Here is a 23,083-nt window from a genome sequence, read left to right on the forward strand (position 1 = left end):
GCGTATCCCCCGATAGGGCACGAAGTCGCCTTTCCCCCTTGGCGACTTTGCCCTAGGCTGCGCCTCAAAACAGGCACCAGCAAGGACCCCCGCTGCGCGATGTTCGCCCGCTACGACCGCTACACGCTTGGCCGACTGACGGTGATGTTCGGGTTCTTTACCGTCGTGCTGGTGCTCGTATTCTGGATCAACCGGACAGCACGCTTGTTCGACCGGCTGGTCGGCAACGGGGAAAGCATTGCGGTCTTTGTCGAGATGTCCGCCCTGACACTGCCCTATCTGGTATACCTGATCCTGCCGGTATGCGTGTTCGCCGCCGCGATCCAGACCGGAAACCGGATGGGATCGGACAGCGAAATCGTTGCCCTGCAATCCGCCGGAGTGAGCGCGTTTCGGACAGCAAGACCCGCGTTTTACCTGGGCGTGATGGCGGCCTGCCTGATGTTGGTGCTGGCCCATGTTCTGATCCCCACCAGTCGCGCACAGATCGCCGAACTGGAACGGGATCTGTCGCAGGACGTGAGTGGCCGGTTTCTAGAAGAGGGTCGCTTCCTTACCCCGCTGGCGGGAATTACCGTATTCGTCACCGAGATCACTGACCAGGGCGTCTTGCAGCGCGTTTTGCTGTCGGATACGCGGGCGCCGGAAAGCCAGGTCATTTACACAGCAGACGAGGCTTTGCTGGTCCCGTCCTCGCAGGGACCACAGCTTCTGTTGGTCTCCGGCCTCGCGCAAACGTTGGAAGCAGACGGAAGCCTCTCAACCCTCGATTTCGACAATTTCGCAATCACCCTCGGGTCCCCGCCGAGCGATGAACCGCTCATCTTGCGGGATTTGCGCGGCTACCAGACGCACGTTCTGCTCGAGGCGGACCCGGACCTGATCAGGCGCATCGGGACATCCAAGGCGGCATTTGATCACGAGTTGCACACCCGATTTGCCACACCGATGTTCGCCATCGTCAACGCCTTGCTCGGATTTGCAGCCTTGTTGGTGGGTGGTTTCAGCAGGTTCGGGTTCTGGTATCAGGTGGCAGGCGGCATTTTCCTGAATGTCCTTTTGCAGGTTGGCGTGAACATCGCCGAAGACGCGGCGCTCGCGACGCAAGGCGCGTGGCCCGTGGTTTACGCGCCCGTTGCCGCCGGGTTTGTCATGGTCCTTGTCATGCTGTGGCTTGCGGACCATCCACCCCGGTTTCGCAAGCGCCCCGCACTGGACCCCGCCGGAGGCGCGCCGTGACCCTTCAGCTTTACTTCGCACGGCGGTTCCTTGTCAGTTTCCTTCTGATTTTCCTCGCGTTTTTCGGAATAATCATGTTCGCCGACATGGTGGAGAACCTTCGATCCATTCGCGTTGAAGGCTTCGGAGTTCGACAATCAGCGTACCTGGCGTTTTTGCAGGCCCCCGAAAAAGTCTATGACATCATCCCGCTGATCATCCTGTTCACCACCGTTGCGCTGTTCCTCAAGATGGCGCGGACGTCCGAACTGGTTGTCACCCGCGCAGCGGGACGATCCGCAATCCGCAGCCTGATTGCCCCCGTGCTGAGTGCCGCGCTTATTGGTGGAGTCCTGGTCAGTGTGCTGAACCCGATCGTTGCCACCACCTCGCGCCTTGCCAGCGACCAGCGAGATGACGTGCGTGGGCGCTCTGTCCTGTCAGTCAGCCAGAACGGTCTCTGGCTCCGCCAATCTACCGGCGATGGGCAGATGGTGATCCACGCCACAGCGACCAGCCAGGACGGGACGACGCTGTTCAACACGACCTTCATCAGTTTTGATGGCACTGGAACTCCGTTGGAACGGATCGCTGCGGCGCAGGCAACTCTTGTCCCGGGCGCATGGGACCTGACCCGTGTGAAGCTTTGGGACCTGTCGACCGGCGAGAACCCCGAGGAAAACGCACAGAACATCGGATGGCGCCGCGTCCCGACCACACTGACACTGGAGCAGATCCTCGACAGTATCGGAGATCCGTCCGCCGTTCCGATTTGGGAGCTTCCAGCCTTCATCGCCCGGCTCGAACAGGCCGGTTTCGCCGCACGCAGTCATCGTGTCTGGTTTCAAACCGAACTGGCTGCACCCGTGTTTCTGGTCTCCATGGTATTGATCGGGGCGGCCTTCACGATGCGGCACACACGCTTCGGGCGCACCGGGTTGATGGTCCTGTTCGCCGTGATGGTCGGATTTGCGATGTTTTTCCTCAAAAGCTTCACGCAAGTTCTTGGCGATACAGGAAAAATCCCAATTCTTGCGGCTGCATGGTTCCCACCCATTGCGGGCATTTGCCTGTCGCTTGCCCTCCTTCTCCATCAGGAGGATGGCTAGGATGACAGGCAAACGGCATCTGGGGCTCGCCATCGTACTTGCAGCCCTGCTTGGTGGGTCGGCGGCTCTGGCACAGGAGCCCCCCGCGCCCGCGACTCTTATCGCTGACAGTGTGCAAAGCAATCCGGACGGCACGTTGCGCGCCACTGGCGCGGTCGAGATCTTTTATGATGGCAACCGCGTGCAGGCCGACGAAATCATCTATGACCAGACACAGGACAGATTGACGATCAACGGACCGATCCGGCTGACCAGCCCTGACGGCGACATCGTCATTCTCGCCAGTCAGGCGGATCTGGACGGAACCCTGCAAGACGGTATCCTGCGCAGCGCGCGGCTGGTGCTGAGCCAGCAGGTGCAGATCGCAGCGTCTGAGATCCAGCGCACGAGCGGACGCTTCACGCAACTCTACCGGGCGGTCGCCTCCAGTTGTCAGGTCTGCGACACGCGGGAAGTTCCGCTTTGGCAAATTCGCGCGGAACGCATCGTCCACGATCAGCTTGAGCGGCAGATCTACTTCGAGGATGCAACATTTGAAGTTGCCGGCGTGCCGGTATTCTATCTGCCGCGGTTCCGGGTTCCCGACCCAACGCTGGTGCGGACAAGCGGCTTTCTTTTTCCCACGTTCCGTTCCACGGACTCGCTCGGGTTCGGGGTGGAGGTGCCCTATTTCTTCGTCATCGACGAACACCGCGATCTGTTGATCAGCCCGGCGGTCACGAACCGGGATTCCCGCACTTTGGGGCTCCGCTACCGACAGGCTTTCACCAACGGCAATCTCGAATTCGAGGGGTATTTCACCCGCGACCAGTTGGATGAGGGCGACCGTGGTTACGCGACCTTTGATGCGATCTTCGGATTGCCTCGGGGCTATGTCCTGCAATTCGACCTCGAAACCGTCAGCGACCGGAACTACTTCCGCGACTACGGTTTCAACGACCAGGACCGGTTGGAAAGCGCCGTGGATCTGACCCGCACCCGGCGCGACACCTTGCTGCGGACGTCCGGCTCCTATTTCACGACCCTTCGCGAAAGCGAGGATAACGAAACGATCCCGCGCTACGTCGTGGATGGCGAGTACCGGTATCGGTTCTTTCCCGCAGCAGTCGGAGGACAATCCGAAGTTGCATTCTCGTTCCTCGGCCTGCGCCGCCCGTCAGAGGACGACATCATCGGACGCGACAGCGGCAGGCTGAGCGGCGTTGCGGACTGGCGCAGAAGCTGGACCAACACGTGGGGCATGGTCGGAACGGCCATTGGCGAAGTGGCCGTCGATGCGTTTTTCACCCAGAACGATGACCGGTTCGAGTCAAACCAGGTCCGCACCACGCCGACATTGGCCGCCGAATTGCGCTGGCCTTTTCAAAAGCGCAGCGAGGGCGCCCAGCATGTGATCGAACCCGTCGCGCAGCTTGTGTGGTCCCGCATCACCGATGAAGTCGTTCCGAACGAGGACAGCACCGCTGTCGAATTTGACGAGGTCAGCCTGTTCGAGTTCAACCGGTTCTCCGGACGCGACCGGTTGGAAAGCGGGTGGCGGGCCAATTTCGGACTGGTCTGGACAAGGTTCGCAGACAGCGGATGGGACAGCACGCTGACATTGGGACGTGTGTTCCGGGAGGGCGGCGGTGATGCCTTCACCCCCGGCGTTGACCCCAGTGAGAGTGCGTCGGACTGGCTGACAACCGTAAAGCTGAGCACACCTTACGGCCTGAACCTGATAAACCGCGCGCAATACGGATCGGATTTCCGGGTCGACAAGAACGCCTTCCGTCTTGATTGGGCGACCCCCGATACAGGCGTGGGCGTCACCTACACCTGGCTGCGCGAGTCGCTGATCGAAAATCGGACCGATGACACAAATGAACTCAGCGTTGGCGGCTACCGACAGTTGAATGCCAATTGGCGCGCCGATGCAGAATACACATATGACGCGGAAAACTCCCGCTCGCGCGAGGCAGAACTTGGTCTGGTCTATCGCAACGAATGCATCACCGTGGACCTTTCCCTCTCGCGCGACTATGCATCCTCCGCTAACTTGCGCACGACAACCGATTTCGGGATACAGATCGCGCTCAATGGTTTCGGCGCCGGAGCGCTCAACACCGGCCGACCCAGCCGATGCAAATTGTAGGACATGACAGGCACACGATGACACGACGCTTTCTTACTCTTGTGATTGCTCTTTTCCTGCCTGCGGTTGCGGTCGCGCAGAGCTTCTCGCCAATCGTGACCGTGAACGGCGAAGGGATCACACAGTTCGAACTAGAACAAAGGCAGCTTCTGCTTGAGGCGCTACGCATTCCCGGCGCGACACAGGAACTGGTCACAGAGGCCCTGATCGAGGACCGGTTGAAGCTGCAGGCCGCACGCCGTGCGGGCCTCGTGGTGTCGCAGGACGAACTCGAGGAGGGGTTGGAGGACTTTGCGCAACGCGGCAACCTGTCGGCGCTGGAACTCATCGACCAGCTTGCCGACAACGGCGTGGCCCCGGAAACGTTCCGCGATTTCGTGGAGGCCGGACTGGTCTGGCGCACGCTCGTCCGGGCCCGTTTCGGGCCCCGCTCCGCCATATCAGACGCCGAGGTGGAACGCGCGCTGGCGTTATCCGGCACGCAATCAGGCGCGCGGATTCTGCTGGCAGAGATCATCCTGCCCACCCAGAACCCACAGATGGAAGCGCAGGCGAATGCGCTGGCCGACCAGATCCGGCGACAAGTCCGCACCACAGCCCAGTTTGCCGATGCGGCGCGCCGGTTCTCGGCCGCACCATCGCGGGAAAACGGCGGTCAACGGGACTGGGTCAGCCTGTCAGAGCTGCAACCCCAGCTCGCGTCCTTACTCCTGACCCTTGCTCCGGGGGAGATCTCGGAACCCGTGCCGCTCGGGGCGCAGGCCATCGGATTGTTTCAGGTACGGGCCCTCGAAGAACAGCGCGCGCGCATCCCGACGGAGGCGTCGGTAGAGTATGCCACACTTGCCCTGCCCCTCGACCCAGCACAGGCCGCCCAACGCAGCGCCGAGCTCAGCGCCCAGATTGACACCTGTGACGATCTCTATCCGGTGGCGCGCAGTCTGCCCGAGGAGGCGCTTGTTCGTGAAACCGTGGCTGCGAATGCTTTGCCTTCGGCCCTGACCACCGCGCTGGCCTTGCTTGATCCCAACGAGTCGATGATGGTCTCCACCGCGCGCGGACCGGTTTTCCTGATGCTCTGCGGCCGCGTAAGCGCCCTCGCCGAGGAGGCCGGAATCGAGCGGATCCAGAACCAGTTGCGCAGCCAACGCATCTCGACCTATGCCGACAGCTACCTCGAAGAATTGCGCGCCGATGCCACGATTGTCCGCTGACGCGGTCGCACCTATTGCGCTGAGCTGTGGAGAACCGGCCGGGGTCGGCCCCGAAATTGCCGCCAAGGCGTGGGTCCAGCTCGGACCTGATGTGCCGTTCTTTCTGGTTGGCGACCCGGATCATGTCGCCGCCCACAGCCCGGACACACCGATCGAGGTCGTCGCTGCGCCTGATCAGGCAAGGGAAGCTGCCCGCACCGGCTTGCCCGTGCTGCCATTGCGGTTCGACGGCGCGCTCACGCCCGGAAAACCCAACCCGTCGCACGCCAGCACGGTCGTTGACGCCATTGCCCGAGCAGTCGATCTTGCGAGGACCGGACAGGCCAGTGCTGTCTGTACGGCGCCCATCCACAAGAAGGCGTTACAAGACGGGGCGGGGTTCGCCTTTCCCGGGCACACGGAGTTCTTGGCGCACCTCGCCGGGGATGTACCCGTCGTCATGATGCTGGCCTGCCCGGAGTTGCGGGTCGTGCCCGCGACCATTCACATCCCCATATCCGATGTGCCCGCCGCGCTGACGCCGGACCTGCTGCGCAGCGTGGTTATGCTGACCCACAGCGCACTGCAGCGGGATTTTGGCGTGAAGGCCCCACGCCTTGCACTAGCCGGCCTGAACCCCCACGCCGGCGAAGGCGGCAAGATCGGCACGGAAGAGGCCGACTGGATCGATGCTTTCGCAGAGGAAATCCGCGCCTCGGGGATCAACCTGACCGGACCACACTCCGCCGATACGATGTTTCACGCGGGCGCGCGCCGACTTTATGACGCCGCCATCGCAATGTACCACGATCAGGCCCTGATCCCGATCAAGACAATCGACTTCGCAGGCGGCGTGAACGTGACGCTCGGACTGCCGTTCATTCGCACGTCGCCGGACCATGGCACCGCGCTGGACATCGCCGGACAGGGCCGCGCGGATCCCACCAGCCTGATCGCCAGCCTCCGCATGGCGGCGGACATGGCCGTCGCACGCGCGCATTGATGGCACAGATCGACGGCCTTCCTCCCCTGCGCGACGTGATTGCCCAGCACGGGCTGAGCGCCAAGAAATCGCTCGGGCAGAACTTTCTTCTGGATTTGAACCTGACCGCCCGGATCGCCCGGGTCCCCGGAGATCTGAGCGGCGCGGACGTGCTGGAAGTCGGACCCGGCCCCGGCGGTCTGACCCGGGGCCTGTTGGCCGAGGGCGCGCGCAAGGTGCTGGCGATCGAGAAAGACAGCCGATGCCTGCCGCCGCTTACGGAAATTGCAGCGGCCTATCCGGGACGTCTGGAGGTGCTTGAAGGGGATGCTCTCGACATCAACCCGTTGGCGCATCTGAGCCCGCCAATCCATATTGCGGCGAACCTGCCCTACAACGTGGGCACGGAGCTGCTGGTGCGCTGGCTGACGCCGCAGGTCTGGCCGCCCTTCTGGCAGACGCTCACGCTGATGTTTCAAAAGGAAGTCGCCAATCGCATCGTGGCCCAACCCGGCTCCAAGGCTTACGGGCGCCTCGCCATTCTCGCGCAGTGGCGGTGTGACGTTCAGATCGCCCTGACCCTGCCGCCGCAGGCCTTCGTGCCGGCACCAAAGGTCCATTCCGCAGTGGTGCATTTGCGGGCGTTGGACGCGCCGCGATATCCTGCGGACGCCGCGGTCCTGAACCGTGTGGTGGCCGCGGCCTTCAACCAGCGGCGCAAGATGCTGCGCGCCAGTCTCAAAGGCCTGTCACCGGAAATCGAGGATCATCTGAACGCCGTTGGGATCGAACCAACACGGCGCGCGGAAACGCTCAGTCTTGAGGAATTCTGTGCTCTGGCGCGCCAGTTGGCATAAACAGGATCTGTCTACTCTGCTGCTTCGGCGGCTGCGGCTTCCTCGGCGCTCAGTTCGGCAGCCTTTTTCTCAACCTGCTCCACGATGTGGTCGATCATCTGATCGTTGGACAGCTTGTGGCTTTGCTTGCCCGCAAGATACACCATGCCCGACCCTGCACCTCCGCCGGTGAAGCCGACATCGGTCATCAACGCTTCACCCGGGCCATTCACAACGCAGCCGATGATCGACAGGCTCATCGGGGTCTTGATATGCTCCAGTCGTTGTTCCAGCGCCTCGACCGTCTTGATGACGTCAAAGCCCTGTCGGGCACAGGACGGGCAGGAAATAATGTTCACGCCCCGGTGCCGCAAACCCAGCGACTTCAGAATCTCGTAGCCGACCTTTACTTCCTCAACAGGGTCGGCACTCAGGCTGACGCGGATCGTATCACCGATCCCCATCCATAACAGGTTTCCGAGCCCGATCGCGGATTTGATCGTGCCCGAAGTCAGACCACCCGCTTCGGTGATCCCAAGATGAATGGGCGCATCCGTGGCCTCTGCAAGGGCTTGATACGCCGCCGCTGCAAGGAATACATCCGAGGCTTTGCAACTGATCTTGAACTCGTGGAAATCGTTATCTTCGAGAATCTTGATGTGGTCGAGACCGGATTCAACCATGGCCTCGGGACACGGCTCGCCGTATTTCTCCAGCAGGTGCTTTTCGAGGCTGCCCGCGTTCACTCCGATCCGGATGGAACACTTGTTGTCGCGCGCGGCCTTGATCACTTCCTTGACCCGGCTTTCGTCACCGATATTGCCCGGGTTGATCCGCAGGCATGCCGCCCCGGCCTCTGCCGCCTCGACGCCGCGCTTGTAGTGAAAGTGGATGTCCGCCACGATTGGCACCGGGCTTTCGCGCACGATCTCCTTTAGTGCCCTGGAACTGTCCTGATCCGGCACGGAAATACGCACGATATCGGCGCCGGCCTCCGCCGCAGCTTGTACCTGCGCAATCGTCGCCTTCACGTCCGGCGTGAGCGTATTGGTCATGGTCTGCACAGTGATTGGGGCATCTCCCCCCACCGGGACGGACCCGACCATGATCTGACGGCTTTTCCGCCTGTAGATGTTGCGCCAGGGACGAACCGAGTTGAGCGACATGAGTAATTTCCGTCTGACAGTGCATCTGTAAGGGTACGCGACGACGCTGCCCAAGACAATGACAGCTTCCGTACGAGGATGTAATGCAGACGGGTTTTTCGGTCCAGAGCGCGACGCTTTTGTCGCGCCCCCTATTCTGCGACTTCGGGTCCTTCGCCATCGCCAAGATTGGCCTCGGCCACGGCGATGATCTCGGCCGTCCGAGGATCGGTCGCAAGATCAGCAAGGGCATAGGCGGTTTGCAAGCTATCACGTGACAACGCGACATTTGACGCGACCGTTCCCGATGCCCCGGCAGGACCAAACGCCTCCCCGTCCACGAGGAAATAGACAGACCCTGAATTGCCGGCGCGCAGGATTGCGGGTTCTTCTGACGCGGGCAGCACGAAGGTTTCGCCACGTTCGAGCACTTTCTCAAGCAGGATGGTGCCATCTGCGGACCGGACGCGCACCCAAGCCGGGTTCACGGCAACCAACGCCACCTCGGGCGGTGGCGGAGCGGTAACCTGAACCGGCGCGATCGGCCCGAACACGGTCGCCGGATCAATTTCGGCAACTTGCGGTTCCGGTGGCGTCGGGGGAGCGCGCCACAAGCCGGTTGCGTTCGGATCGATGGTGGCAATGGGACCATCGCGTGACGCCAGAACCGGCACATCCAGCGCGGCAGGACGATAGAGGCGATCCAGCGCCTCCGTCGTGGGCGCTGTCAACTCGGCAATCTTGGGCGCATCGGTGTCGCGTACCGCAGGTGCAAGCGGGTCAACCGTTGCCACCACGCCCGGCTCACTTTCGACGGGTACCATCGTCACGCGCTGGATTTGCTGAAGGATCGACCAGCCGCCATAACCAAGCCCGGCAATCAGCCCGACCAACACGATCAGCGACCCCAGCGCGCCGGGGTTCATGGAGGCAAAAAACGGCTCCTGGACGGGGGTCAACGTCCGGGCCGAGGCGAGCAACGGATCCTCCGCCACCGCCTTGCGGCTTTTTTTCGGTTTCGCGGCGGGCGCCTCGGACAGCTTGGTGCTGCTGGCCTCGGGCTGCATACCATGAACGCCGGCAAACCCGCTTTCCTCGCAGAACTTCTCAAACGCCCAATCCGGGTCCAATCCGAGGTAACGCGAGTAGGACCGCACGTAGCCAGCGATGAAGCCCGGCGTGTCGAACACGGACGGATCGGCGTTTTCGATGGCAACGATGTAATTGGCCTTGATCCGCAACTCGCGCTGAACGTCCAGCAGCGACTTTCCGATGGTGGCCCGCTCGCCGCGCATCACGTCGCCAAGCGACAGAGCGTAGTCGTCAAATCCCTTTAGATTTGACGTCTCCTCTTCCGTGCGCTGCGGTTTGCGCCCGATCATCGAACCTGCCCTTATCTGTGCTCCCACGGACTTATCGCCGATTCGCACATGCTCTGCCTAGGGTAGACCGTAGCACATTAAGATTTTGACGTTAGGGGAAATGTTTACGCGCTAAGCTCTTGGCGCGATAGCGCGCAATGGCTCCAGAGCCCGTCCATCGCCCGCACCAGGTCATCGATCATACGCGGTGTGTGCACTGGCGATGGCGTGAAACGCAAGCGCTCTGTCCCACGAGGAACCGTCGGGAAGTTGATGGGTTGCACGTAGACGCCGTGGTCTTCGAGCAGCTTGTCAGAAATAATCTTGGTGTGGACAGGATCGCCCACGATGACCGGCACGATATGGCTCCCGTGGTCAATGATCGGCAGCCCCATGCCCTTCAGCCGCGCCTTCAGCACGCGCGCGCGATCCTGGTGGATGTCGCGCAGGGATTGGTCGGTCTTGAGGTGCCGCACGGACGCAGCCGCCCCGGCCGCGACGACCGGCGGAATTGATGTCGTGAAGATGAAGCCCGGCGCATAAGACCTTACGGCGTCAACCATTTTTGCGGAGGCCGCGATGTAGCCCCCCATGACGCCAAACGCCTTGCCCAACGTGCCATTGATGATGTCGATGCGATCCATCAGGCCCAACTGCTCGGCCACGCCAGCGCCGCGCGGGCCATACATGCCAACAGCGTGCACCTCATCGATATAGGTCAGGGCGCCAAACTCGTCCGCCAGATCGCAGACCTCCTTGATCGGACCAAAATCGCCGTCCATCGAGTAGATGGACTCGAAGGCTATGACCTTGGGGGCGTCCGCAGGCAGGCCTTCGAGAATTTCGCGCAAGTGATCCAAGTCGTTATGTCGGAAAATATGCTTCGGGCAGTTGCCGTGGCGGATGCCCTGGATCATCGACGCGTGGTTCAGCGCGTCCGAAATGATGTGCAGGCCCGGGAACAGGATCGGCAGGGTCGACAACGTGGCATCATTCGCGATGTAGGCGGAGGTAAACAGCAGAGCTGCTTCCTTGCCATGCAGGTCGGCAAGTTCGGCCTCCAGCGCATTATGGTAGACTGTCGTGCCCGAAATGTTGCGCGTTCCGCCTGACCCCGCACCCGTTGCGTCGAGCGCTTCGTGCATCGCGTTCAGAACGACCGGGTGCTGGCCCATCCCGAGGTAGTCGTTTCCACACCATACGGTGATGTTCTTTTTCGCCCCATCGGGACGCGTCCAAACCGCGTGGGGAAAGGCATCCTTGCGGCGTTCGATGTCGATGAATGTACGGTAGCGGCCTTCGTCATGCAGGCGTTGGAGTGCTGTGTCGAGATGTACAGTATAATCCAAGGGGTCACTCCGTGGGCCGTCTGTGTCGATGTTTGGCCAAAGCTAGGCCGCTCATACGAGAATTAACAATGCGCAAAATGCCGCTGCTTTGACCGAGATCAAGATCAATCCTGCGACTTAGGTGCTGCCTGTGATCTGGACACTGGTACGCCGACCGCTACGGTGTCGCAAGACAGTTTCACGACACACCTTCAGGACCTTATGACAGTAACTTCCGTTCTCGATCGGATAGATGCCGATCTGCCCAACGCGCTGGACCGATTGCAGGCCTTTTTGCGCATTCCTTCGATCTCCACCGATCCGGCTTATGCAGACGCGTGCGACGCGGCTGCAGACTGGCTCGTGGCCGAGCTTCGCGCACTTGGAGCGGAGGCCTCAAAGCGCCCCACCCCGGGACGGCCCATGGTGGTAGGACATCTGGATGGCGACGGGCCAGAAGTGCTGTTTTATGGTCATTACGACGTGCAACCCGTGGATCCGCTGGATTTGTGGAACAGCCCGCCTTTCGAGCCGGAACTTCAGGACACTCCAAATGGTCGGGTCATTCGGGGGCGCGGGACCGCCGATGACAAGGGGCAGCTGATGACTTTTGTCGAAGCCTGCCGGAACTGGCTCGAAGAACACGAACGCCTGCCCGCAAAGATCACGTTCTTCTTTGAAGGAGAGGAGGAATCCGGGTCCCCCTCGCTGATCCCTTTCCTGAAAGACAACGCCGATGAGTTGCGCAAAGAGCTTGCGCTGATTTGCGACACAGGTCTGTTCAACGACACGACACCGGCCATTATCACGTCCCTGCGCGGGATGCTGGGGCAGGAAGTGATCCTGCGCGGCGCAAGCCGCGATCTGCATTCAGGGTCTTACGGCGGACCGGCAGCGAACCCGATCAAGGTCCTGTCCCATGTTCTTGCCGGCTTGCATGATGATACCGGAGGCGTAACCCTGCCCGGGTTCTACGACGGGGTGCAGGTTCTGACCGACAGGCAACGCGCAGATTGGGATGCTCTGGGTTTTGAGGCAGACAGCTTTCTCGGCGAAGTCGGACTGTCGATGCCCGCGGGCGAACGAGATTTCTCGGCGCTTGAACAGATTTGGGCGCGCCCGACCTGCGAGATCAACGGCATTCGCGGCGGGTATGCGGGCGATGGGTTCAAAACGGTTCTGCCCGCGGAGGCCGCCGCGAAGATCAGCTTCCGCCTTGTCGGCACACAGGACCCGATCGCAATCCGCGAGGCATTCCAGAGCTATGTCCGCAGCATGCTGCCGCCGGACATGGAGGTGGAATTCATCAACCACGGGGCGTCGCAAGCCTCCGTGATGGAGGCGTCGCACCCCGTGTTCGAACAGGCGCGCCTTGCGTTGACGGAAGAATGGCAGCATCCCGCGACCTTTACCGGCGCAGGTGGATCGATCCCGGTCGCAGGATACTTCAAATCCATTCTCGGCATGGACAGTCTCCTTGCGGGCTGGGGCAAGGATGATGACGGGCTGCATTCGCCGAACGAAAAATACGACGTTGAAAGTTTTCACAAAGGCACGCGGTCCTGGGCGCGGGTGCTCGGCAAACTGGCGGAAGGCTAGCGGCGGCCTTCCGGGATCAACAGCGAACTGTCCCCGTAAGAGAAAAACCGATAACCTTCTGCGACAGCGTGGGCATAGATCTGCATCACGCGTTCACGCCCCATCAGTGCGGAGACCAGCATCATCAACGTCGATCTGGGCAGATGAAAATTTGTCATCAGCGCGTCGGTGATCCTGAAACGATAGCCGGGGTATATGAAGATGTCCGTGTCGCCTTCCCAGGCGGACAACGTTCCATCGTTCTGCGCCGCGGTTTCGAGCAGGCGCAGCGCGGTCGTTCCAACCGGGATGATCCGCCCGCCTGCCGCGCGGGTTGCATTGATTTCCTGCGCGGATCGCGCCGGGATCTCCCCCCATTCGGCGTGCATCTTGTGGGTGGTCACGTCCTCCACCTTCACCGGCAGAAACGTTCCCGCGCCGACGTGGAGCGTGACAAAAGACATCTCCACCCCGCGTGCACGCAGGGCCTCCAGCAGTGGCGGGTCGAAATGCAGTGACGCGGTCGGGGCCGCCACCGCACCGCTGTGTTTGGCAAACACTGTCTGGTAGTCGTCCTTGTCGCGCGCATCCGCCGGGCGCTTGCCCGCGATGTAGGGCGGCAGCGGCATTGCCCCTGCCTCCGCCAGAGCAGCGTCAAACTCCTCGCCCGCCAAGTTGAACTCTAGCCGAAGGCGGTCGGTGGCTTTTTCGGCAACCCGCGCTGACAATTGTGCCGAGAAAATGATCTCTTCACCTTCCGAGACCTTGCGCAACGGCTTGGCCAGCGCCCACCAACCGCCTGCTGCCGCAGGCTCGGTCAGGGTGACTTCAACCTTTGCCGTCACCTGCCCCTGCGCACTTTGACGGGTTCTGCTGCCAAAGAGGCGCGCGGGGATCACCTTGGTGTTGTTCAATACCAGCCGGTCGCCGGGTCGCAATTCGCGCACCAGGTCCGTCACGATGCAGTCCCGGATCGGGCGCGCGCCCTCCGCCACCAGCAAGCGGGCCGACGAGCGGGGGGAGACCGGGCGGGTTGCGATCAACGCCTCCGGAAGATCGAAATCGAAATCGGCGAGGGTCAGGGTCATCCTGCGAAACGGCCTATTGTGTCAGCTGTGGCGGTGGCCGGCGGAAAAGGTCCCGAAAGATGCCCGGTGTCAAGACCGAGAAAGGATTGACCGTCACGCGCGGCGCCGCCCGTGGGCCTTCGACGCGGTAGTTCACGCCGATCAGCCCTTCGCCGGGTGTTCCGAACAACCCGCCCCCCAGCGAGTTGATCATGTAAAAGGGCGACACCACGCCTTGCAGGTCGATCCGGTTGCTCTGCGGCATCACGACCCCTTCGAATGTGATCCCCAGCGAAGGACCGTTCGCCAGACCGTTTTGCAACCCGATACCGCGCGACATCAGTTGCAGGTCGGCAGATACCTCGGTCAGGGATATCCCACCGCCCGTCGCCAATTGCTCGACCAGCCCGACGATGGACAAGGCTGAAAGCACCTCCACAGCGGCGGGGTTTTCCACCAGCAGCGTATCGGCAATCTTCAATTGGCCGACATAATCGCCCTTGGTCGCTGTCTCCTCGATCATCAGGTCCAACTGTCCGCCGCGCAGGTTGGTCAGGATACCCGCCGACGCCAGAAGCCCGCCGCCGTCACCCGATGCAAGGCGCAGCGACTGGCGGCCATTCGGCCCGGGCCCGATTTCCAAACGTACCTGTGCACGGCCGTTTAGCGTCCCTGTCACCTCTCCGGTAAAAACACGCCCTGCGGAAATCGTGCCGCGCACGTTCTGCAAGGCAATACCATCAGCAACGATCACCTCATCAAGTCGCAGGGCGAAGGCACCCGCTTGCCCTCCGCCTGACCCGGTCGGCAACGAGGGGCGTGCACGCAAGTCAACCTGTCCTCCGGTCAACACGATGGTCGGGGACTGGTCCGGCCCGCGCACGACAAGTTCGACCTGCACGTCCAGCCAGTCGGCCAACGCAAAGCGTTCCAATTGCAGCCATTCGAGGCTGCTGTCCTCGGCAGACAGGCGCAGATTTCCCCGTGCTTCGAGACCGCGCGCAGACAGCGCCAGGCGGTCCACCTGCGGCGGCTGACCCAAGGTGATCTGCGCATCGAACGCAGCTGTCGAATTTTCGGGCTTGGACCAGCCCAAGGCCGGAACAGAGACGCCCAATCCGGTGAGTTCGGACGTCACCACAAGTTCGGGCGCAACATCCGGCCCCGACAGCGTCAGCCGGTAGCGCGCCTCGGTCTCTGTCCCCGTGACGGCATCTGGCGGCAGGCGCACCCCGATGGAGGCCAGCCGATCAGCATTCACGCGCGCCGTTCCGCTGATGACCGTGGGGGCAGGATCTGCGTCCGGGCTCAATGGCAGGGCAAGGTCAAAGCTTACCGGCATGTCGGCCAACAGCCCAAAACCGCCAAGCTCGACCCGCGATTGCGAAAGCCCGACATTGATCGTGGCCTCCGACAGATCAAGCGTCTCCGTTATCCCTGCAATCGCGCCGTCCGACACCTGCGCATCCACGATCAACCTTGGCAGGTCGAACGCCGCGCCCCTGCGCAGCGGGATCAGGAAATCAGCCGAGCCCGCGACCTTTCCCGCGATCTTGTCCAACGGCATCGGGAACCTTTCACCAAGACGCACAGGTGCGCGATCCAGCACGTCGAACAGCGTCGTTGCCGGACCGTTCACAGCCAGTCTCAAACGCGCGTCGGTTCCCTTGATCCGGGTGTCCACCACTTCGAAACTGGACCCGTCGACCGAGACCGGCACTGCCCCTTGGGGCGCAATTTCCCCCGCACCCACGCGGATCAGAAAGCGGTTGTCGAACAGGGTCGCATGGCCATGCGCGGAAATCAGGTCGGGGAACTCCGGCAAAACCCAGACCACCGCGTTCTCATAACCGAAGCTTACCCCGATTTCCGGCTTTGCACCCCGTGTCAGGCGCACTGCCGCTTGGGTGTCCAGCAAAGTACCCTCGCGCAGGTTGTCTGCCAGCCAGCGGCCCAGTTTGCTGCCCTTGCCCTCTGCCGGCCAGAATTGTGCAACACGCGTTGCTGCGATGCGTGGCAGGTGAAGATCGAGCGCGAGCGCCGGAGGCGCATCGAGAGGCCAGTTCACCCGACCTGTCCCCGTGGCACGCGCGTCGGTGCCGTGATCTGCCAACTGGACCAACCCCAAATCGAGCCTGCGCGCGGGTCCGGAAAATCGGCCTTCCACGCGCAGACCCATGTCCTGCGCGTCCGTGCGCAGTTTTGGGGTCAGTTTCGCGTAATCGATCCGCCCTGTCAGCGCGAACTGGACATCCGGCCAGATCGCGTCGCCTTTGCCGGGCACGAGATCGATCGTGCCCGACAGGGCGCCTCTGGCCAGATCCGAACGAAGGTCGACGTCCGACAGGGTGAACCTTTGCAGCCCCGGATCAAACGCCAACGACAGGGTCGCAGCATCGATCGCGACAGGATCGGCTTGCCACGGCACCTCAACGCCCCCCGCGCCAAGGGTCACGCGCCCTGACAACCCATCCAGCGCGCCATCCGGGGCGAGTGCGCCATCAAGTTGTGCGGTCACCGATCCGTCAAAAGCCGAAAGCGCCGCGAAAGCGGGTGACTGCTGTGCGAGCAGGCCCGCCGGAAGATCGCGCAGCCGCAAGGACATCCGCGTCTCGGGCGCATGCCGTTCGGTCTCAAAGCGCAAGGAGGCCCCTGCACCCGGCGGGGCGCCTTCGAGATCAAGCGCCAGCGCAATACCGATCCGGGTCTGACCGACATCAACCCGCGCGACCCCGCCGGACAAAGTAACACCGCGCCCAAGCCCGCCGCCGGTCACCTGTAGACTCAGGTTCGACAGGATCAACGTTTCAAGCTGATCAAGCGGCGCACGGTCGAAAAACGCCTCGATCCCCGCAATGACAGCGGGCAACGAGGGCCCCTCACTGAGCGTTTCGCCGGATTGAAGGGCAAGCTGCGTGAACCCGTCAGCGCGCCGCGTGACCCGCAAGGCCGCCCCGTCGATGGTCACATCCAGCGGACGCACCTCCCCCCGCAAGAGCGCACGGCGCGACAGGGTCACGTCAAGTCGGGGCACGACGAGACGGTTGCCACCACCACGCGTGCGCAACACCGTATCACTGACGACCAGTTGCGGCCGCCACGTGTCTGTCAAGGTGAGTTCAACGGCCCCGATGCGCGCGATGCCCTGCCCTTGGGCCACACCCCGCAAACGATCCTCGACCAGATCGACGATGGGATTTGGAACGTGGACGGTGCCGCGCAACAGAAGTGCGGACAATCCGCCCAACGTCGCCAGCAGGATCCCTGCGGCGAGCACCACCAGCAGCCCGGACCGCCGCCGCGAACTGTAGGTTGGTGCCGACGCCCGCGCTTCTGCGGGGTCGGACCGAGACGTCGGCTCTGCGTCACTCACCGGTCGAGGGGTCCCTGCACTTTCTGGCGTCGCATCGTCATGCGCGGCGCGCTCGATTTCTCGGCCCGCGCCCTTTCTTTCAGACTGTTCTCCGCTAGTGTCCGCACAAAGTCTACAGCGAGGATAGCATGATAGAAACCGGCCAGATTGCCCCCGACTTCACCCTGCCCGCCAATGGCGGCGACACCATCACCCTGTCCGGGCTCCGCCCCAGCGCGGTCGTGGTCTATTTCTATCCCAAGGCCGACACGTCCGGCTGTACCAAACAGGCCATCGGATTCACGGAAAACCTTGCCGCATTCGAGGCGGCAGGCGCAAAAATTCTCGGTATTTCAAAGGATCCCGTCAAGAAGCTCGACAAGTTTCGCGACAAGCATGACCTCGGAGTGCACCTGCTCAGCGACGCGGAAACAGATGTCTGCGAGACATGGGGGACCTGGGTCGAAAAACAGATGTACGGCAAGAAATACATGGGGATCGAACGCGCGACTTTTCTGATCGACGGCGAGGGCAAGGTCGCGCAGATCTGGCGCAAGGTGAAAGTTCCGGGCCATGTCGATGCCGTGCTCGAGGCGGTAAAGGCCCTGTGACGTTTCCCAAGACGCTGCCTGAAACGCTGGCGGGCTGCGCAGACGCCGTTTTGCGCACACCCGACGGTCGGGAGAAAACGGCGCTCAGCCGCGCCTGTGCCGCAAAATGGTTCGCCACCCGGGCGAACAACGCACCGATGGAGATCGGGACCGCCTCGCCGCCCGATATGCCTGCCCGTCCCGATCGGCCGGAGTTGCTATCGCCCCGCGACGTCCCGCGACGGCGCCCCGGTACACCAGAGGGACGCATCGCCTTGCTGCATGCGGTTGCGCACATCGAACTGAACGCAGTGGACCTGCACTGGGACATCATCGCGCGATTTACCGACACGCCCATGCCGGTCGGCTACTATGACGACTGGGTCAAGGCCGCTGATGAAGAATCCAAACATTTCAATTTGATGTGCGACTGTCTTGAAGCTGCGGGCAGTTTTTACGGCGCGTTGCCCGCCCATGCGGGCATGTGGCGCGCGGCGGAAGACACGGCGCAGGACCTACTGGGGCGCCTGGCCGTCGTTCCCATGGTGCTGGAGGCACGCGGGCTGGATGTCACACCTGGCATGATCGCGATCTTCGAGAAGGCCAACGAAGACCAGTCCGCGGAGGCGCTCAAGGTCATTTATGGCGAGGAGGTCGGCCATGTTGCGTACGGGGCAAAATGGTTTCACTTTCTCTGCGGACGCGCGGATATCGACCCCAAGGATGCATTTCACACGCTTGTTCGCAGGTATTTCCACGCCACGCTGAAACCGCCATTCAACGAAGAAAAACGCGCCGAAGCCGGCCTGCCACCTGACTTCTACTGGCCGCTGACAGACCCAGTTGCGCAGGTCGAGCAACTCTAGCAGCGCCGAGACCTCGGCGTTTCGGCGGAAACCTGCCGATTCCTGCGTAAAAGAGCGCCGTTTTTGGCCGAGCCGCCCAAAATCCTTGCGTGTGCGACGTTACTTCTCCTACCCCTTAACCGGATTGCGTAACACGGTCACACGCGAAACCGGGGCGCATTTGGGGAACTGAGGTAACGTGGTGAACACACGGTTGGGCAAGCGCTTGGAAACGATGTTTCCTGAGAAGCGCCTTTTCTTGAAGTCGGACAGTGCGACCCGCTTCGTGCGGCTCGGGACAGGTACGCAGATCGGCATGGTCGCTGGTGCAGCAGTATTGCTGGGGTGGACTGCCCTCGCCTCCTCCATGGTGATCTTCGAGGCGCTCGGCTCTGGAAGCGCGCGTGAGCAGGCGCTGCGCGAACAGCAGGTCTACTCAGAGCGCCTCAACAACCTTTCGGAGGATCGCGATGCGCGGCTGGCCGAGGCGATCGCCGCACAGGAACGGTTTAACCTGGCGCTGCGTCAGGTCAGCGAGATGCAGACGCGGCTTCTGGAATCCGAAGAGCGACGCGCCGAGTTGGAGAACACGGTCGAGGCCGTTCAATCCACCTTGCGCACGGCCGTTGACCAAAGAGATCAGGCCCGCGCGCAGGCGCAGGAGGCCATGGCCGAGCTGGCGGAAGCCACCGGTTCTGAGAAAACCGACAAGGCACGCATCCGGGACCTTGAAGCTACGCTGGGGTTCCTGACCGCCACGTTGGGCCGCACAGCCGAGGATCGCGATACGCTCGACGCCGATTATGCGCTGGCCATGGCCGAGGTCGAAGAGCTTTTGCTGACAAGCCAGATCTCCGAAGAACGCAACGATCGCATTTTCCAGACCCTTGAAGAGGCGGTCGCCGTTTCCGTTGAACCGCTGGAGGCGATGTTCCGCGAGGTCGGTCTCTCGCCGGATCGCATCCTCCAGGAAGTGCGCCGCGGCTACTCGGGCCAGGGCGGCCCGCTGGTCGCGCAGACCCTGTCGACCCGCGGGTTACCACAAGACGAGTTGAGCTTTCGGACACGGGAAATTCTCGTCGGACTGGACCGCCTGAACCTGCACCGCATCGCGGTCGACAAACTGCCCTTCGCCATGCCGGTGCAAAGCAGCTTCCGCTTCACCAGCCCGTTCGGGTATCGTCGCGACCCCAAGGGCGGGGGAACGCGTATGCACAAGGGTACGGATTTTGCCGCGCCTCTGGGGACACCGATCTACGCCACGGCGGAGGGCGTGGTGGTCAAGGCGGGCTGGCATCGCGGCTTCGGGCGCATGGTGCGCATCAAACACGCCTTCGGGTATGAGACACTCTATGCACATATGACGAAATTGCGTGTGAAAGAGGGTCAACGGGTCTCGCGCGGGGATCGGATCGGTGATATGGGAAGCACTGGTCGGTCGACCGGGGTTCATCTGCACTACGAGGTGCACGAATCCGGGAAACCCGTAAATCCCATGACGTTTATCAGGGCAGGCAAAGATGTTCTCTAAATCACGAATCAATGAACCCGGTCCAAAGGCCGATGACGCAGACACAGGCGCAGCGCCCGAGGCCCCGCGCCCGACACTGTCGCAAACCTCGCCGGTTGCCACTGCCAAGCCGAAAGCCCCTCCGTCGATCCTGTCATCGGACCTCAAGGTGGTGGGGAACCTCCGGACATCGGGTGACATCCAGATCGAAGGCGAGGTCGAAGGCGACATCTACGCGCATCTTCTGACTGTCGGCGAAGGCGCCACGATCAACGGCGAAGTCGTCGCAGACGACGTGATCGTCAATGGTCGCGTCATTGGTCGGGTGCGTGGCCTGAAGGTGCGTTTGACATCTTCCGCACGGGTCGAGGGCGACATCATCCACAAGACCATCGCCATCGAAAGCGGCGCGCATTTCGAAGGGTCCGTACAACGTCAGGACGATCCGCTCGGCACCGCAACCCAGAAGAAGTCGGCACCGGCCCCCAAGCCTGCGCCTGCCGCAGCCGCCCCGGCACAGAAAACCGGCGCCTGAGGACGAAGGCGCGGGGCCGTGTCGGCGCCCCCGCACCTGTGTCCTGACAAGTCCCAAGCCCATAATGCGCGTCTCTGTTCGACGGAGGCGCGCAAGTTTGTCTTGATGGCCGCCATACTCGCATCGGCCATGGGGTTTATAGATGGCTCCGTCGTATCGGTGGCGATGCCTGCCATTCGTGCAGACCTTGACGCATCGTTGACGCAGGTCCTGTGGATCTCGAACGCGTACTTGCTGACGCTATCGGCCCTGTTGCTTGTCGGCGGAGCGCTGGCCGACAGGTTCGGTGTCTCGCGCGTCTTTACCCTGTCCATCGCAGGCTTCGTGATCACGTCGATCGCCTGCTCCATCGCCCCCACCGCCGACAGTTTGATCGTGGCGCGCGCCTTGCAGGGCGTAACCGCTGCCGTGATGGTTCCGGGATCGCTGGCGATAATCGCCCAGGCCTATCCCGCCGACGCGCGCGGGCGTGCGATCGGCACCTGGGCGGCGGCCTCAGCCCTGACCACGGCCGTTGGCCCGGTGTTGGGCGGCGCGCTGCTGGATGTGGCCGGGGCGAGCGCCTGGCGGATGATCTTTGCGCTCAACCTGCCGCTCGGCGCAATCGCCGTCTGGCTTCTGCTCACCAGAACCACGCCCGTTGGCGGCGAATCGAGTACGCGCCTCGATGTGCCGGGCGCCGTGCTCGCAACGCTTGGGCTCGGGCTCTTGGCCTACGGGCTTTCGGGGGCCGAACACGGGTCGGCTATCGACCGTGCGATGTTGGTTTGGTCTGGTGCCGGCCTTGGTGTCTTTGCGGGGTTCCTGTTGGTGGAGGCACGCAGCCCGCATCCGATGATGCCTCTGCGCCTGTTCTGGTCCCGCGCGTTTTCAGCGGCCAACCTGATCACCTTCGCGCTCTATTTTGCGTTGTCCGCAGTCCTGTTCTATCTGCCCATGACGGTCATTTCCGGCTGGGGTCTCAGCGCGTTCGAGGCCAGCCTCGCCTTCGTTCCCATGACCGTCTTTATCGCCATCCTGTCTCCGCTTTCGGGCAAATGGGCGGAAGCCCACGGTGCGCACAAGTTCATCGGCACCGGGGCTGCCATCGTTGCGGTTGCCTTTGCCGGACTTGGGCTCAGCGCCCCTTCGCAGGCGTTCTGGGCCGCGACAGTGCCGCTTTGTGCGTTGATGGGGTTTGGCCTTGCGCTTGCGGTGGCTCCGTTGTCGAGCGTGGTGATGGCCTCGGTCCCGGAAGACGCGACCGGGGCGGCCTCTGGGATCAACAATGCGGTTAGTCGCGTGGCAGGCTTGTGCGCGGTCGCCTCTATGGGCACGCTCGCCGCCGCGACCTATGCCGCGTGCGGGGGAACGGCCAGTTTCGGCGCTGCCGCCGATGGCGCACACCACCTGAGCGCCCTGAACGCCGGGTTCACGGCTGTATCGCTCGCCTCTGCGGTCCTGGCGGCCCTGGCGGCGGCTTGGGCCGTCTTCAGGCTCCGGACACCGTAAGAACCCGCTGGTACAGATGCCACGTGGCGTGCCCCAGCAACGGCAGGACCAGAAACAACCCGAGAAATGCGGGGATCATCGCGGCGACCAGAAGTGCAGCAACAATCGCGGCCCAGACCAGCATGACACCCAGGTTCTCGGTGACCGCAGAAAAGCTCTTGATCATGGCTGTGACGAAATCAACCTCCGCATCCAGCAGGAGCGGCAGGCTCACAACCGTGATTGCATAGAGCACGAATGACAAGACCGCCCCGACCGCCGTGCCGACCGCCAGCATCATCAAGCCATTCGGAGTCAGGAACACACCGAAGGAGGATGTGACGTTGGTCATGACCTGAAGGCCAAGAAACAGCGCGAAAATCATGTGCGCGAGGAAGTTCCAGAACAGAAAGAAGATCAGGATCACGGCGGCAATGGATGGCATTTGCCGGCTGCGCTCGCGCACGACAACCCCAAGAACCCCGCCCCAGTCCAGCGGTTCACCGCATTGCAGGCGACGGCTGACCTCGTAAAGCCCCACGGCGGCAAATGGGCCGATCAGGGGAAAGCCGACAATTATCGGAAGCGTTGCCCATGACTTTCCCGTCGCCAGCAGGATGTACACCATCGCGATGCCGCCAAAAACATAGACTGCGCTGAAGAACAGGCCGAAGGCCGGGGCCGCCTTGAAATCCGCCCACCCGGCGGCAAGGGCCGCTTTGACGTCGCTGACCTCGACCGTGTTCACCGTGACCGTGACAGGACCTGCATCGGACGTATCTTCGGGGTGGGTTGCTTGCGCCATGGTCGGTCCTCCTTGGCGCAAGCTT

General features: G+C 62.4%; 18 protein-coding genes. 12 read left to right on the forward strand and 6 right to left on the reverse strand.

The annotated features are described in order from the left end of the window. The first annotated feature begins 99 nt into the window (after positions 1-99). From ACP15N_RS01885 to rsmA, 6 genes are read left to right on the forward strand one after another with little or no spacing between them, the layout of a single operon-like run. Positions 100-1,239, forward strand: a complete 1,140-nt coding sequence (locus ACP15N_RS01885) for an LptF/LptG family permease (protein ID WP_425090521.1) — start codon at positions 100-102, stop codon at positions 1,237-1,239. Then, a complete protein-coding gene (lptG, locus tag ACP15N_RS01890; RefSeq protein WP_425090522.1) occupies positions 1,236-2,327 on the forward strand; it encodes an LPS export ABC transporter permease LptG in 1,092 nt (363 codons plus the stop codon). Before ACP15N_RS01885 ends, lptG begins: the two co-directional genes overlap by 4 nt. Next, positions 2,320-4,461 carry an LPS-assembly protein LptD gene (locus tag ACP15N_RS01895; RefSeq protein WP_425090523.1) on the forward strand — a complete coding sequence of 714 codons (2,142 nt, stop codon included), beginning with the start codon at positions 2,320-2,322 and terminating at the stop codon, positions 4,459-4,461. Before lptG ends, ACP15N_RS01895 begins: the two co-directional genes overlap by 8 nt. Positions 4,462-4,478: 17 nt before the next feature. Next, positions 4,479-5,675: a peptidylprolyl isomerase gene (locus tag ACP15N_RS01900; protein WP_425090524.1), complete on the forward strand. Its 1,197-nt coding sequence runs from the start codon at positions 4,479-4,481 to the stop codon at positions 5,673-5,675. Then, positions 5,656-6,657 (forward strand): 4-hydroxythreonine-4-phosphate dehydrogenase PdxA, encoded by a 1,002-nt coding sequence (gene pdxA / locus ACP15N_RS01905; RefSeq protein WP_425090525.1) that lies wholly within the window; start codon positions 5,656-5,658, stop codon positions 6,655-6,657. Before ACP15N_RS01900 ends, pdxA begins: the two co-directional genes overlap by 20 nt. Then, the gene (gene rsmA, locus ACP15N_RS01910) at positions 6,657-7,493 is read left to right on the forward strand and encodes a 16S rRNA (adenine(1518)-N(6)/adenine(1519)-N(6))-dimethyltransferase RsmA (RefSeq protein WP_425090526.1); all 837 of its coding nucleotides are present in this window, start codon (positions 6,657-6,659) and stop codon (positions 7,491-7,493) included. The genes pdxA and rsmA overlap by 1 nt, the downstream gene beginning before the upstream one ends. Positions 7,494-7,504: 11 nt before the next feature. Here rsmA and ispG read toward each other — a convergent pair whose 3' ends face one another. The 3 genes from ispG to hemA form a co-directional block, all read right to left on the reverse strand. Continuing rightward, positions 7,505-8,638, reverse strand: coding sequence for a flavodoxin-dependent (E)-4-hydroxy-3-methylbut-2-enyl-diphosphate synthase (gene ispG, locus ACP15N_RS01915; RefSeq protein WP_425090527.1), 1,134 nt, complete (start codon positions 8,636-8,638; stop codon positions 7,505-7,507). Between the two features lie 131 nt (positions 8,639-8,769). Next, complete coding sequence (locus ACP15N_RS01920) at positions 8,770-9,999, reverse strand: helix-turn-helix domain-containing protein (protein WP_425090528.1); 1,230 nt, start codon at positions 9,997-9,999, stop codon at positions 8,770-8,772. A gap of 104 nt (positions 10,000-10,103) precedes the next feature. Continuing rightward, complete coding sequence (gene hemA, locus ACP15N_RS01925) at positions 10,104-11,327, reverse strand: 5-aminolevulinate synthase (RefSeq protein ID WP_425090529.1); 1,224 nt, start codon at positions 11,325-11,327, stop codon at positions 10,104-10,106. A gap of 201 nt (positions 11,328-11,528) precedes the next feature. On the opposite strand from hemA, the gene ACP15N_RS01930 reads away from it, so the two are divergent. After that, positions 11,529-12,905 (forward strand): M20/M25/M40 family metallo-hydrolase, encoded by a 1,377-nt coding sequence (locus tag ACP15N_RS01930; protein WP_425090530.1) that lies wholly within the window; start codon positions 11,529-11,531, stop codon positions 12,903-12,905. On the opposite strand, the gene queA is transcribed toward ACP15N_RS01930, so the two are convergent. Beyond that, a complete protein-coding gene (gene queA / locus ACP15N_RS01935) occupies positions 12,902-13,966 on the reverse strand; it encodes a tRNA preQ1(34) S-adenosylmethionine ribosyltransferase-isomerase QueA (protein ID WP_425091588.1) in 1,065 nt (354 codons plus the stop codon). The two genes, ACP15N_RS01930 and queA, sit on opposite strands and share 4 nt — an antisense overlap. Positions 13,967-13,985: 19 nt before the next feature. Then, a complete protein-coding gene (locus ACP15N_RS01940) occupies positions 13,986-17,324 on the reverse strand; it encodes an AsmA-like C-terminal region-containing protein (RefSeq protein WP_425090531.1) in 3,339 nt (1,112 codons plus the stop codon). A 128-nt stretch (positions 17,325-17,452) separates the two neighbouring features. Here ACP15N_RS01940 and bcp point away from each other — a divergent pair, with 128 nt between their 5' ends. The 5 genes from bcp to ACP15N_RS01965 all read left to right on the forward strand — a co-directional run bounded on the left by bcp (position 17,453) and on the right by ACP15N_RS01965 (position 22,274). Continuing rightward, on the forward strand, positions 17,453-17,914 hold the full coding sequence (gene bcp, locus ACP15N_RS01945; RefSeq protein ID WP_425090532.1) for a thioredoxin-dependent thiol peroxidase: 462 nt from the start codon (positions 17,453-17,455) through the stop codon (positions 17,912-17,914). Beyond that, positions 17,911-18,759 carry a ferritin-like domain-containing protein gene (locus ACP15N_RS01950; protein ID WP_425090533.1) on the forward strand — a complete coding sequence of 283 codons (849 nt, stop codon included), beginning with the start codon at positions 17,911-17,913 and terminating at the stop codon, positions 18,757-18,759. The genes bcp and ACP15N_RS01950 overlap by 4 nt, the downstream gene beginning before the upstream one ends. 181 nt (positions 18,760-18,940) lie before the next feature. After that, positions 18,941-20,269, forward strand: coding sequence for a DUF5930 domain-containing protein (locus ACP15N_RS01955; protein ID WP_425090534.1), 1,329 nt, complete (start codon positions 18,941-18,943; stop codon positions 20,267-20,269). Next, a complete protein-coding gene (locus ACP15N_RS01960) occupies positions 20,259-20,783 on the forward strand; it encodes a bactofilin family protein (protein ID WP_425090535.1) in 525 nt (174 codons plus the stop codon). The genes ACP15N_RS01955 and ACP15N_RS01960 overlap by 11 nt, the downstream gene beginning before the upstream one ends. An 18-nt stretch (positions 20,784-20,801) precedes the next feature. Continuing rightward, the gene (locus tag ACP15N_RS01965) at positions 20,802-22,274 is read left to right on the forward strand and encodes an MFS transporter (protein ID WP_425090536.1); all 1,473 of its coding nucleotides are present in this window, start codon (positions 20,802-20,804) and stop codon (positions 22,272-22,274) included. Here ACP15N_RS01965 and ACP15N_RS01970 read toward each other — a convergent pair. After that, complete coding sequence (locus ACP15N_RS01970) at positions 22,255-23,058, reverse strand: DUF2189 domain-containing protein (RefSeq protein ID WP_425090537.1); 804 nt, start codon at positions 23,056-23,058, stop codon at positions 22,255-22,257. The genes ACP15N_RS01965 and ACP15N_RS01970 overlap by 20 nt on opposite strands. Between the last annotated feature and the right edge of the window lie 25 nt (positions 23,059-23,083).

Source organism: Tropicimonas sp. S265A, assembly GCF_049800835.1.
Lineage (GTDB): Bacteria > Pseudomonadota > Alphaproteobacteria > Rhodobacterales > Rhodobacteraceae > Dinoroseobacter.